This window comes from Mucilaginibacter sp., assembly GCF_028288225.1.
Taxonomy (GTDB): domain Bacteria; phylum Bacteroidota; class Bacteroidia; order Sphingobacteriales; family Sphingobacteriaceae; genus Mucilaginibacter.
In genome coordinates, this window is record NZ_JAQBOC010000041.1 from 1 (window position 1) to 13,516 (window position 13,516).

At 41.2% G+C, this 13,516-nt stretch carries 10 protein-coding genes and 1 riboswitch; of the genes, 7 read left to right on the forward strand and 3 right to left on the reverse strand.

Annotated elements, in window-relative coordinates:
* The first annotated feature begins 416 nt into the window (after nucleotides 1-416).
* The 4 genes from JWQ54_RS12350 (at nucleotide 417) to JWQ54_RS12365 (ending at nucleotide 5,121) form a co-directional block, all read left to right on the forward strand.
* Nucleotides 417-782 (forward strand): methionine-R-sulfoxide reductase, encoded by a 366-nt coding sequence (locus JWQ54_RS12350; RefSeq protein WP_299585089.1) that lies wholly within the window; start codon nucleotides 417-419, stop codon nucleotides 780-782.
* Nucleotides 783-1,223: 441 nt separating this feature from the next.
* Nucleotides 1,224-2,195 (forward strand): ribonucleoside-diphosphate reductase small subunit, encoded by a 972-nt coding sequence (locus JWQ54_RS12355; RefSeq protein ID WP_299585091.1) that lies wholly within the window; start codon nucleotides 1,224-1,226, stop codon nucleotides 2,193-2,195.
* Between the two features lie 178 nt (nucleotides 2,196-2,373).
* Nucleotides 2,374-4,746 (forward strand): ribonucleoside-diphosphate reductase subunit alpha, encoded by a 2,373-nt coding sequence (locus tag JWQ54_RS12360; RefSeq protein WP_299585093.1) that lies wholly within the window; start codon nucleotides 2,374-2,376, stop codon nucleotides 4,744-4,746.
* A gap of 165 nt (nucleotides 4,747-4,911) precedes the next feature.
* Nucleotides 4,912-5,121: a cysteine-rich CWC family protein gene (locus JWQ54_RS12365; RefSeq protein WP_299585094.1), complete on the forward strand. Its 210-nt coding sequence runs from the start codon at nucleotides 4,912-4,914 to the stop codon at nucleotides 5,119-5,121.
* A gap of 4 nt (nucleotides 5,122-5,125) precedes the next feature.
* Here JWQ54_RS12365 and JWQ54_RS12370 read toward each other — a convergent pair whose 3' ends face one another.
* The 3 genes from JWQ54_RS12370 to JWQ54_RS12380 all read right to left on the reverse strand — a co-directional run bounded on the left by JWQ54_RS12370 (nucleotide 5,126) and on the right by JWQ54_RS12380 (nucleotide 8,684).
* Nucleotides 5,126-5,512, reverse strand: a complete 387-nt coding sequence (locus tag JWQ54_RS12370) for an acyl-CoA thioesterase (protein WP_299585245.1) — start codon at nucleotides 5,510-5,512, stop codon at nucleotides 5,126-5,128.
* A gap of 50 nt (nucleotides 5,513-5,562) precedes the next feature.
* Nucleotides 5,563-7,869 (reverse strand): 5-methyltetrahydropteroyltriglutamate--homocysteine S-methyltransferase, encoded by a 2,307-nt coding sequence (gene metE / locus JWQ54_RS12375; protein ID WP_367187096.1) that lies wholly within the window; start codon nucleotides 7,867-7,869, stop codon nucleotides 5,563-5,565.
* A gap of 160 nt (nucleotides 7,870-8,029) precedes the next feature.
* A riboswitch (cobalamin riboswitch) is annotated at nucleotides 8,030-8,230 on the reverse strand.
* Between the two features lie 289 nt (nucleotides 8,231-8,519).
* Nucleotides 8,520-8,684, reverse strand: coding sequence for a hypothetical protein (locus JWQ54_RS12380; RefSeq protein ID WP_299585096.1), 165 nt, complete (start codon nucleotides 8,682-8,684; stop codon nucleotides 8,520-8,522).
* A gap of 1,113 nt (nucleotides 8,685-9,797) precedes the next feature.
* Here JWQ54_RS12380 and fabG point away from each other — a divergent pair.
* The 3 genes from fabG to JWQ54_RS12395 all read left to right on the forward strand — a co-directional run bounded on the left by fabG (nucleotide 9,798) and on the right by JWQ54_RS12395 (nucleotide 13,432).
* Nucleotides 9,798-10,541, forward strand: a complete 744-nt coding sequence (fabG, locus tag JWQ54_RS12385; RefSeq protein ID WP_299585098.1) for a 3-oxoacyl-[acyl-carrier-protein] reductase — start codon at nucleotides 9,798-9,800, stop codon at nucleotides 10,539-10,541.
* A gap of 275 nt (nucleotides 10,542-10,816) precedes the next feature.
* A complete protein-coding gene (locus tag JWQ54_RS12390) occupies nucleotides 10,817-12,910 on the forward strand; it encodes a hypothetical protein (RefSeq protein ID WP_299585100.1) in 2,094 nt (697 codons plus the stop codon).
* 99 nt (nucleotides 12,911-13,009) lie between these two features.
* Nucleotides 13,010-13,432 (forward strand): endonuclease domain-containing protein, encoded by a 423-nt coding sequence (locus JWQ54_RS12395; protein ID WP_299585102.1) that lies wholly within the window; start codon nucleotides 13,010-13,012, stop codon nucleotides 13,430-13,432.
* The last annotated feature ends 84 nt before the right edge of the window (nucleotides 13,433-13,516 follow it).

Consider the following 13,516-nt stretch of genomic DNA (forward strand, 5'->3'; position numbering starts at 1 on the left):
ATAAACTTGTACAGCGCATTTTCTCCTGCGTGAACCAAAATAGAATGTATGAAAAAAATTATCTTATTTTAGTTGCGTAAATCATAGAAATCGAGGTACGAAGCAATCGCATGCTATACAGAGCGAACAGAAGGGTGTAGAACTTGCACTGGCGGTTGTGTGCGGCGTGCGGTTGACACGCTATCAAAGGCAATGACAAGGGTTTTTAATTGTCCTTCTGCAAGAAATTAATACAGTCAAACCAGTGTCAATTCCACCTTTTAAATCAAATTAACCCAGCAATTTGTCGTATATTTATATAACGAGTCCGAAAGTCAGTAAAGACAGGAAGCCTGAAAAAAGAGGATTGCAATCGGCAAAATCAAACCAAAATCGGTGCAATCAATCCTACAATCAGTGAAATCATAAATAAAAAAATGAACTACAACACATTAACGCCCGATGAAGAAAGGGTAATACTACATAAAGGAACAGAAAGACCGTTTACAGGGGCGTTGCTTGATAATAAAGCACAGGGTTTATATGTATGTAAACGATGCGATACGCCGCTATACACATCCGAATCAAAATTTGAATCGCACTGCGGCTGGCCAAGCTTTGACGATGAAATACCAGGCGCAGTAAAACGCGTACCTGATGCCGACGGACGGCGTGTTGAAATTGAATGTGCCAATTGCGGTGCACACTTGGGGCACGTTTTTGAAGGGGAGTACATGACTCCCAAAAATGTTCGTCACTGCGTAAATTCAGTATCGATGAAATTTGTTCCGAATGCCGGGTGAGCAATTTAAGGGGTGTTAATTTTAGGTGCCGAATTTTTTTTTAACACCCGATTTTAACATCTTTCATGCGGGGCATTTCGTTCATTGTTAATGTTACCTGGTGTTTTGTTTATAACTTACAGGGGATGTTAAAAACTTAAATTATCATCATAAAATCGCATACGCTATATTTGATTATAAGTTATTCAACACTATCTATTATTACCGGAATTTCTAAACGGTAGTAAAAAAAAGAAACCATGTTAAAGCATGGTTTGACGTATAAATGTTAAAGTAGTTTGGCAGCGATTAGCGAGACTGATATTTAAGTAGTTAGGCATGATAAAGATCAATTATCACGTGACAATAAACTAACGCTATGGTATTATTATCTGCTAACAGTTCGTTATATAAAACCTTAAAAAGGGGCAGAAAAAGAGTTGCAATAAAACAAAGGAGTGCATGGAACAGGAAACAGAATTATTACTAAAAGAGAACAAAGACCGCTTTGTTATTCTCCCCATTAAGTATCCCGAAATTTGGGAAATGTATAAGAAATGTGAAGCGAGCTTTTGGACAGCGGAGGAGATAGATCTTAGTGATGATATGAAACACTGGGAGAACATGAATGATGGCGAACGTTTCTTCGTATCACACGTGCTGGCTTTTTTTGCCGCAAGCGATGGGATAGTGAATGAGAACCTTGCCGTTAACTTTATGAGCGAAGTGCAGTTACCGGAAGCACGCTGTTTTTATGGGTTCCAGATAATGATGGAGAATATCCACTCCGAAACTTACGCGCTGCTGATAGATACTTATATTAAAGATCCTGCGGAAAAAGACAGATTGTTTCACGCTATTGACACTATCCCATGCGTGGGTAAAAAAGCAGAGTGGGCTTTACGCTGGATCAACAATGGAACATTTGCTGAACGCTTAATAGCTTTTGCGGCTGTTGAAGGCATCTTCTTCTCAGGCAGCTTTTGCTCAATCTTTTGGTTAAAGAAACGTGGCCTTATGCCGGGTTTAACCTTTAGCAATGAATTGATATCCCGCGATGAAGGCATGCACTGCGAGTTTGCCTGCCTGCTATACAAAATGCTGGATAACAAACTTTCCAAAGAAGCGGCTACCGCAATTATTACCGATGCGGTAGAAATTGAAAAAGAATTTATAACTGATGCATTGCCGGTTAACCTTATTGGCATGAACGCCAAAATGATGAGCCAGTATATTGAATTTGTGGCTGACAGGTGGTTGGGCGAATTAGGATATGATAAAGTTTATGGCGCATCAAATCCATTTGATTTTATGGAAATGATCTCGCTGCAGGGAAAAACAAATTTCTTTGAAAAAAGGGTAGGAGATTACCAAAAAAGCGGGGTGCTAAACTCCCAGGAAAGTAAGTCGTTCTCATTAGATGAGGATTTCTAGGATAGAGATTAGAGATCAGAGGTTGTTGAAAAGTATGCTCAACTCTGCCAATCTTTTAATAATACAGATCACAATAAAAAAAATTAATGGGTCAGCCTAATCCATTAAGCGAATAAATCAGCGGTTAATTAATTAAAACAGTAACTCTGCCACCGGGCAGAGAGTTAAGGGGGTCAACATGTTTGTAATAAAAAGAGACGGAAAAAAAGAATCGGTAAAATTTGACAAGATTACGGCGCGTATTGAAAAGTTGTGTTATGGGTTTCAATTGGTTGACCCGATTGATGTGGCGAAAAAAGTTATTGAGGGCTTATTTGATGGGGTAACCACATCCGAGCTGGATAACCTGGCTGCAGAAACTGCGGCATCATTAACAACCAAGCATCCTGATTATGCTTTGCTTGCTTCACGTATTGCAGTATCGAACCTGCACAAAAACACGATCAAGTCGTTTTCAGAAACCATGCGCCTGCTGCATACCTATATCGACCCCAAAACCGGTAAAGATGCATCCCTGCTGGCTGACGATGTATGGGAAGTAATTGAAAAGAACGCTGAGCTTTTAGATAGCAGCATTATTTACGACCGCGACTTCGGCTTTGATTACTTTGGTTTTAAAACCCTCGAAAAATCATACCTGTTAAAGCTTGATGGTAAAATAGCGGAACGCCCGCAGCACTTGTTTATGCGTGTATCAGTAGGTATCCATAAAGAAGATGTGGAAAGTGCTATCAAAACATACCACTTAATGAGTGAGCGCTGGTTCACTCATGCTACACCAACGCTGTTTAATGCCGGTACACCAAAACCTCAAATGTCATCATGCTTTTTATTAACCATGAAGGACGACAGTATTGATGGTATTTACGATACACTGAAACAAACTGCAAAAATTTCACAAAGTGCAGGTGGAATAGGTTTAAGCATCCACAATGTAAGGGCAACGGGCTCATACATCAGCGGAACTAATGGTACAAGTAACGGTATTATCCCAATGCTGCGTGTGTTTAATGATACTGCCCGTTATGTTGACCAGGGCGGTGGCAAGCGTAAAGGCGCTTTCGCTATTTATCTTGAGCCATGGCATGCTGATATATTCGAATTCTTAGACCTGCGTAAAAATCATGGTAAAGAAGAAATGCGTGCCCGTGATTTATTTTATGCCCTTTGGGTATCAGATCTGTTTATGCAGCGTGTTGAAGCAAATGAGGAATGGAGCTTGTTCTGCCCGCATGAAGCACCAGGATTAGCTGATTGCTGGGGAAAAGACTTTGAGAAACTATACAAAAGATACGAAAAAGAAGGCCGTGCCCGTAAGGTTGTAAAAGCACAGGAACTTTGGTTTGCTGTATTGGATGCCCAGGTAGAAACAGGAACCCCTTACCTGTTATATAAGGATGCCGCCAACGGTAAATCAAACCAGCAAAACCTTGGTACTATAAAAAGTTCAAACCTTTGTACCGAAATTATTGAATATACATCGCCTGATGAAATAGCCGTTTGTAACCTGGCTTCACTTGCGTTGCCGCGCTTTGTAAAGGATGGTATTTTTGACCACGATAAATTATACGAGGTAACTTACCAGGCTACTTTAAATCTTAACAAGATAATTGACGGTAATTACTATCCTGTTAAAGAAGCTGAATACTCAAACTTAAGGCACCGCCCTATTGGTTTAGGTGTACAGGGGTTGGCTGATGCATTTATTATGCTACGTTTGCCATTTGAAAGCGAAGGCGCTAAGAAACTGAACAAAGAGATCTTTGAAACTATCTACTTTGCTTCAATGACCGCGTCAAAAGATCTGGCTATTAAAGATGGTCCTTACGAAACATTTAAAGGCTCGCCGTTATCAAAGGGCAAGTTCCAGTTTGATTTGTGGAATGTAAAACCCGAAAGCGGTCGTTGGGATTGGGAAAACCTTCGTTTGGATGTAATGAACCATGGTGTACGTAACTCATTATTAGTTGCGCCAATGCCTACTGCTTCAACATCACAGATCTTAGGTAATAACGAATGTTTTGAACCATATACTTCAAACATATACACCCGCAGGGTACTGAGCGGAGAGTTTGTTATTGTAAACAAACACTTACTGCGCGATTTAGTTAACCTTGGTTTATGGACTGGTAGCATGAAAGACAAGATCATCACTGCAAACGGATCTATCCAGGATATTGCCGAGATCCCTGCTGAGATCAAGGAACTGTACAAAACAGTTTGGGAAATAAAGATGCGTACCATTATTGATATGGCTGCCGACAGGGGCGCTTATATCTGCCAGTCGCAATCGTTAAACCTGTTCATTAACTCGCCGAATGCATCCAAGCTTACTTCAATGCACTTTTACGCATGGAAGAAAGGATTGAAAACAGGTATGTACTACCTGCGTACACAGGCTGCATCGCAAGCGGTTAAATTTACAGTTGAAAACCAGGGCGGTAAAAACATGGACGCTGTTATACCAGATGTAGTTGCTGATGTAACTAACGATGTACCTGCCGGCCCGTCATGCTCGATGGAAGAAGGCTGTGTTACTTGTTCTGCATAAATAAGAATTAGTCCATAGTCCATGGACGATAGACCATAGTTAAATTTGGAAGAGAAATCTTTTGAATTCAACTATGGTCTTTTTACCATAAGGTGATATTATAATCCTTAAATTCGAATCATAATAATACTATCGTCCATGGTCCATCGACTATGGTCTAAAAACATGATCAAGCACGAGATCATCCCATGCGAACGTTGCGGATGCAGCATTGAATGTAAAGCAAACGCTTACACCAAGTGCCAGTGCAGTGTGGTGCAGCTTAATTTAAACGAGGTACAGTACATCGCCGAAAACTATGAAGGCTGTATGTGTGCGGCTTGTTTACTGGAGTTGCAGGAGGAGTACAGGCTGATGATAGGTGTAAGTAAGTAATTTGTCAATCAATAACCTTTACCGGTTTTTTATCCTTATCAATAGCTACAAAAGTAAATGTTCCGGTAATGGCTTTTTCCCTTTCAAAAGAGTACATTTCTTCCACATAAATTTCTACCAATACTTTCAGGCTGCTGTTGCCGATGTGCTGTATTTTGCCCACCAGCTCAATTATAGTGCCTGCCGGGATGGGCTTGTTAAAATCTATCCTGTCGGATGATACAGTTACCATTGTTTTTCGTGTAAAGCGTGTTGCTGTGATAAAAGCCACTTCGTCCATCAGGTGCATGGCAGTACCGCCAAACAGCGTGTCGTAATGATTGGTGGTATTTGGGAATACCGCTTTGAAAATTCTTGTTTCGGCTGATTTTGTTCTTTGCTCCAGGTCCATTATAATAATATAAAAGCCGTTCAGCATGAACCGAACGGCTTTGTTTGATTTTAATTAACAGGTTGTTTGCTGAATATCTCCCTGGCTGCTTTTGCTGCCTGCACCATATTTTTAAGCGCTGCCTGTGTTTCGGGCCATTTGCGGGTTTTTAGGCCACAATCCGGGTTTACCCAAATGTTTCCAACTGGTAATAAAACAGCCGCCTTTTCAAGCAAGCTAACCATTTCGTCAACAGACGGGATGCGTGGCGAATGGATATCATACACACCCGGGCCTATTTCTGCCGGGTATTTGAAGTCGGAAAATGCTTCAAGCAATTCCATTTGCGAGCGTGAGGTTTCAATGGTGATCACATCCGCATCCATCATGGCAATATGCTCAATAATATCATTAAACTCGCTATAGCACATGTGCGTGTGGATCTGTGTTTCATCCTGCACCCCGCTTGCTGAAATGCGGAAAGCTTTTACAGCCCAATCAAGGTATGCGGCACGGTCGGCCTTGCGTAAAGGCAGACCTTCGCGGATGGCGGGCTCATCTATCTGGATAACTTTAATACCGGCTTTTTCCAGCGCAACCACCTCATCCCGGATAGCTAAAGCGATCTGGAAAGTAGTTTCTGAGCGCGGCTGGTCATCCCGCACAAACGACCATTGCAGGATGGTTACCGGGCCGGTTAACATGCCCTTCATCAGCTTATCTGTATTTGCCTGTGCAAAGCTGCTCCAGCGAACGGTCATGTCCTTTGGCCGGCTTACATCGCCATAAATAACCGGTGGCTTTACACAGCGGCTCCCGTAACTTTGCACCCAGCCGTTTTTGGTGAATAAAAAGCCGTCAAGCTGTTCGCCAAAGTATTCCACCATATCGTTGCGTTCAAACTCTCCGTGCACCAAAACATCTATCCCTATTTCTTCCTGCCAGCGGATGGCATCAATGGTAGCTTTCTCAATTTCGGTATCGTATTGCTCAAGTGTAAGTTCTCCCTTTTTTAGCCTTGCCCTTAACTGGCGGATCTCGTCTGTTTGAGGGAATGAGCCTATAGTAGTAGTAGGAAATAAAGGTAAATGGAAGTTTCCCTGTTGTGTTTTTTGCCGGGAGGGAAATTTGCCGGTCCTGGTCGCATCTGCGTCGGTAATGGCCTCCACACGCTGCTTGATTGCCTGTTTGTGAATTAATTTAGAGATATTGCGGGTAGAGATAGCCTGAATGTTGGCCCTTAGCAGCTCATTACTACCTTCAATAATTTCACTTAATTCATTTACCTCGTTTAATTTTTGTTTGGCAAAGGCCATCCAATTTTTTATTTCGGGGTTGATGCCTGTCTCCAGGTCAAGGTCAAACGGGCTGTGCAATAAGGAGCAGCTTGGCGCTATCATCAGCCTGTGTTTACCAACTACCGCAATTGCCTTTTTGATGTGTGCTAATGACCGGATGTAGTCATTTTTCCAGATATTGCGCCCGTCAACCACGCCAAGCGATAGGCTTAATGTTTCGGGCATTAGGGTTAACACTTCATCCAATTGTTTCGGCGCTCTTACCAGGTCGATGTGTAAAGCAGATACCAGCAGGTTAACAGCAAGAGATGTATTTTCATTAAGGCCTTCAAAATAGGTAGTAAGCAGGGTCTTTAATTCGGGGCATTGTTTTTTGATCTCTTTGTAAGCAAAAACAAATGCATCTTTTTCTTTTTGCGACAGATCCATTGCAAGGAATGGCTCATCCAATTGCACCCAAACGGCGCCCAGGCTTTGTAATCTTTTTAAGATCCAGATATAAACGGGAACAAGCTTTTTTACCAGGTCGATCTTGTCAAAACCAGGCTCTTTTTCCTTACCCAATAATAAGTAGGATACAGGGCCAATTAACACCGGTTTTGGAATGGTGCCGGTAACCTGTTTTGCAAGGTTAAATTCATCAAATACTTTTTCAGAAAACAGCCTGAACTGCTGGTTTGCGGTAAATTCGGGAACGATGTAATGGTAATTGGTGTCAAACCATTTGGTCATTTCCATGGCGGTAATGTCCAGACCATCTTTTTGATAGCCCCTTGCCATTGCAAAATAAAGATCGATCTCTTTATTCTTTGCATTTTCAGTTAAAACGGCATTGTACCGCTGCGGGATAACGCCAAGCATCAGGGAGGTATCCAAAACCTGGTCGTAAAAGCTGAAATCGTTACAAGGGATCAGGTCGATACCCGCATCCTGCTGCAATTTCCAGTTTTGTTCACGGATCTTCCTGGCTACAGCGAAGAGTTCTTCGCAGCCTGTTTTGCCGACCCAGTATTGTTCACTGGCCTTTTTGAGTTCACGATGGGCGCCTACACGCGGGTACCCGGGATTGTTTTTGAGCATACGCATAAAACTTTTTTGGTTAAACATTAATTTAGTTAATGCTCCTTACGGTTTTCGGTATGCTTTCGGAGGAAATGGTAATAAAAGATAAAGACAAGATCCAGGCTACAAATGCCCGTAAAAATGCTTTATTCTCTGACTACTGCTTCAAAACGCGAAAGCATTGTCTTAAACAGAGGGCAAGTATCCTGGCTTGTAACATTGTTGCCGTCCTTCTCGCCCCGTTTTGGCGGGACAATGGACATTGATTAAAGGCAACAACCTTTTGTGTTACTTACAGTTGCGCGACAGCCCGTGATTTACACACGGTTCCTTTTTCATCCCGGATTATAAACCCGGGAACCTCACTGTTGAAATAAAGTAAAGAACTTGAAGCAAATATAGGGAATAAGTCGGGAAGTCCGAAAGTCGGGAAAGTCAGAAAGTAAAAGCGGCATGTTATTCCTCACTTTTTACCTGGCTCCCAATCTCAATCATAATGGTTTGAAAGTGAAAGTAAAAACCAAAGATACTTCTTATTTTTTGAGGTTGCTGCTAAAGGTGTACCCCGCTGGTCTTTAGTTTATGAAACAAGGCAATTACTTTGTCCTGGTTATCAAGAAAAAAACCGATGTGGAAGGCGTCGGGATAAGTGTTATTGCCTTCCTCATTTAGGCGTCGTTCATCAGCACCAAAACAAGACCATTAATGCTGGTTAGCACGGATATTGTATCACTAGGTTTGCTGTCCTCACGTTTAAAATAGAAGTAAGTTTCAAAAAAAATACGTGGAGCAGGAACATCCTGTACGCTAAGGTTAAGATGATTTGAGTTCATAATTGTATAATTTAATTTTTAGCATTGGATACGGACTTTCTAAAATGTTACAAATATAAATGAATATTCATTTATTTATTTATAAAAAATATCTTCCTAGTTGCTGGATACTTTGAATAATGCTATATATCAACTAAATTAAGTTGAATAATTATTTATGGGTGAAAGCAGATGTATTTTTGGTTAGTCATCTTGCTGCCATTGACGGAAATACCATAGTCAATGCTTTAAATAGAAGAAAAAATATAACTATAAAAAGCAAAAGCAGATTTGTTCGTTTTGTTTTTAATTGAAAAGCTATTAAGAACGACAATATAGCCCCAAATATAGTAGTGAATGTCACACCTGATATAAAGTAGCGTAGTTTATCGGAAGTTAATGTAAATGATTGTGTAAACTGAAATAATAACTCCATAATAAAGCAAATAGCGCTTCCGATAAATACTAACCTCGCAATAGTTAAGCTCGGGATTTTCCTCAAAGCTTCCTTGTGCGACAGAATTAAGATAGTAACAGTAAAAGCAGTAAAAGCTAACCCGTAAATCTTGATCGGTGTGTGTGGAATATATTCCGGCACGTCAAATGGAGATAAAAATAGTGCCCACCATAGTAAGAGAACCCATATAAATAATATTGCGCTATATTTTGCGATTATAATGGTTGTAGGTTTCATGAATCCTAAGATAGCGTTTGTGCCTCAAAATCCAAGAATACGAAATAACTTTACCCACAAATATTGACCGGATTCACCTTACCTCAATTGTCTTTTCCGCTTTAATACCGCCTATCGGGCTCTCAATCATCGGCTTCGCAACTGATTAAAATCCGTTGTTACAATATTGGCCGAAGCTTTGCCTCTGATTTCTATGTGAATCAATTGTGATGGAATAAGGAACGGGTACCTGGATACCTTTTGAGAGCCATTGGCTCAGCATATTTTGTAACGATGGGTTTTTTAACCCATCGCAGATGAGTCTGCCGGATAGAGAGCCATAGGCCCGGCCAGCTTAATCTACAAATGCAAATTTTTTTTATCTTCCGGACTTTCCGGACTTTTCCGACTTTCGGACTAAATAAGTATCTTCGCCCCTCGTAAATCATTTTCTATACTTCATGAAACTATTAGAAGGAAAAACCGCACTTATCACGGGAGCATCAAAAGGGATAGGGCGTAAAATTGCCGAAAAGTTTGCAGAGCATGGCGCTAATGTAGCTTTCACTTATTTATCATCTGTTGAAAAAGGACAGGCCCTTGAACAAGAGCTACAAAGCTTTGGTACGCAGGTAAAAGGCTATCGCTCAGATGCGTCAAAGTTTGATGAAGCAGAAAAACTGATCAATGATATTATCGCCGATTTCGGCACATTACATATAGTGGTTAACAATGCAGGTATAACCAAAGATGGTTTGCTGATGCGTATGACCGAAGCGCAGTGGGATGAGGTTTTAGATGTGAACCTGAAATCGATATTTAACGTTACCAAGGCGGCATCAAAAATAATGATGAAGAACCGTAATGGTGTGTTCATTAACATGAGCTCGGTTGTGGGTGTGCAGGGTAATGCCGGTCAGGCTAACTATGCTGCGTCAAAAGCGGGTATCATTGGTTTCTCAAAATCAATTGCAAAAGAACTTGGCTCGCGTAACATCCGTGCCAACGTAGTAGCTCCCGGATTCATAAAAACTGAAATGACCGAAGTGCTTGACCCGAAAGTTGTTGAAGGCTGGGCACAGGCTATCCCGCTTAAACGCGGCGGAGAAACCGAAGATGTGGCAAACTGCTGCGTTTTCCTGGCATCAGATATGGCGTCATACATTACCGGACAGGTAATTCCTGTTGACGGAGGAATGCTATAGTTTGATTTCGGATTTCGGAATTTCGATTTCGGAATTAATTTGTCTGAATCAGAATTTTTCACTCGTTGATTGTTTTTCATAGGCGTTCAAGAGGGCGTTGCCGTTTACAGAATTTTAAGATTTACAAGATGTTTGTTGTCGAGTTAATATTTCCGGGTTTGGAACGATCCATTCTGCAAATTCTATAATTCTGTAAATTCTGATTCAGACAATTTAATTTTCAAATCCTCAAATTAAATTCTTCAAATTAAAAACAGCATATTTGGCTTACAGATATGCTGTTTTTATTTTCAATCACTTGGGGGACGGTTTCGGGATGGTGGGTGCCTGCCTGCCTGATGTTAGGTTTGCTGTATGCATGGGTATTTTACCGGCAGCCGGTAAACCTGTCCAATAAATTCAGGTACGCTCTTTTTGCAATTCGTGCAATAGTGGTAACTATTATAGCTTTGTTATTGGTTTCACCACTAGTTAAATCAGTAAGCTACAATCCTCAAAAACCGCTGGTTTTGGTTTTACAGGATAATTCCCAGTCAATAAATCTGTTTAAATTACCATCGCCCCAAAATGACCCGGCTAAGATTGTTGATGCGCTTTCGGGATTAAAATCGGAATTAGGCGATACTTACGACGTTCAGGAATTTCATTTCGATAACGACTTAAGCAATGGCTTAAGTAAAAGTTTTAATGGCAAACAAACCAATATATCAAACGCGTTGCATCAATTAAATGACAGGTTTGTAAATCAAAATATTGGCGCATTGGTAATTGCTACCGATGGTTTGTATAACCAGGGCAGCGATCCGCAATATGAGGCAAAGAATTTTAAAAACAGTATTTACACCATTGCCCTTGGTGACACTATTGCCAAACGCGACCTGCTGATAGGCAATATCAACTATAATAAAACGGCCTTTTTAGGGAATGATTTTGAGGTAGAGATTTTAGCAGAAGCCTACCAAAGCAAAGGTGAAAATATCCGTTTAAACATTACTGAGGACGGCAAACAGGTTAATTCGCAAAATATTACGGTAACATCAAACAGCTTTCAAAAACAGGTTACTATAAAGCTTAATGCCGATAAAAAAGGTTTACGCAGGTTTAACATAAGTATAGCGCCCGTTAAAAATGAGATCTCCACCCAAAATAACTCTGAAACTATTTATGTAGATGTGCTGGACGCCAAACAAAGGGTATTGCTGCTTTATGAAGCGCCGCACCCGGATATCAGCGTGATCCGCCAGGCTATCGAGAATAATAAAAACTATGAGGTAAAAGCAAGTTTAGTATCTGACCTGGCAACAATTAAGCCTGCTGATTATAACCTGGTGATCCTTTACCAGCTATCAGCCGCCAGTAATGGTGCAATTCAAAATATTCTAAAAAGCAAAGTGCCGCTTTGGTATGTTGTAGGCGCGCAAACAGATCTGAATAACTTTAACAGCAATCAAAAGGTCATCCGGATCAGCTCGGGCAGACTGGAGATGCAGGAGGTATTTGCACAGCCTGCAACAGATTTTACAGCATTTACTTTATCAGATTCGTCACGAAAAAAAATAATCGGGTTCCCGCCTTTGCTGGCGCCTTATGGTAGCTACGGCTCACCACCGGCGGGCGGTACAGTTTTAAAACAGCGCATAGGGGCTGTTGAAACAACATATCCATTATTATCTTTTGGGGATGATGCCGGGAAGCGGATAAGCATATTAAACGGCGAGGGCTTATGGCGCTGGCAGCTGGCAGAATACCAGGCATACGGAAATCACCATGCAGTAGAAGAGCTGTTTAGCCAGGGCGTGCAATACCTTACCGCCAATGCAAACCGTCAGCGGTTTATAGTTTACACGGCAAAACATGTTTTTGATGAAGGAGAAAATGTGATCATCAATGCCGAGCTATACAACGATGCCCTTGAACTGGTAAATACCCCTGATGTACGGATTGAACTGAAAAGCGAAGCCGCGAAGAACTACAGCTTCCTGTTTAGTCGGAATGATAAAAGCTATCAGCTGGACGCGGGTACATTGCCTGTAGGTGAATACAGTTATACGGCCACCACAAAGAATGGCACCAAACAATTTACAGCAACAGGTCAATTAACGGTGAAGCCATTAAATCTTGAATCGCGCCAGAGCGCTGCAAATCACCAGCTGTTAAACACTATAGCCAAACAAAGCGGCGGACAAATGCTGCAGCCTTCCCAAATCAGCCAGCTTGCCAATCTTATCCGTAAAAATGAAAATATAAAAACGGTAGTGTATGAGGATAAACACTACAGCGATATAATTGATGTGAAATGGGTGTTTGTAGTGATATTGATCTTGCTGAGTTTGGAGTGGTTTTTGCGGAAACGGGAAGGGGAGGTATAATATTAAAATACGTCATGCTTGTAAAAAAGTAGTGGCCCTGTGCGATTCCCTCTCCCGGGAGGGTAGGGAGGGGTTTACCAAGCGACAAACTAACCAGATATGGCAAAAATTATTCCTTACAACAAAAACTTAAAAGCGTTAGCACGAAAACTTCGGAAGGACATGACCTTCGGAGAAGTTCTTTTATGGAATGAGTTGAAAGGGGATCAGTTTTATGGATTTGATTTTGACCGCCAACGCTGTATAGATAATTACATAGTTGATTTTTATTGTAAAGATTTAATGCTGGCAATTGAGATTGATGGCATGTCACACAACCACGAAGAAGCCTTTCTTAAGGATGAGATCAGGCAAAACAACCTCGAAAATTCAGGAGTTAAGTTTTTACGTTTTTCAGAAGCTGAAACAAAGTATGATATGCAGAATGTTGTTCGTGCTATTGAGGGAGAGATTATTAAAATTTTGAAGCAGGATAAAACCATTAAGTTACCAAAAGGCTTTGACCTTGCATGGTTGGAATGAATAGTTCAAGAAACCCCTCCCTACCCTCCCAGGGGAGGGAATCGCACGGGGCCACTGCTTTTTTGCATTATTAAGACCACTAAC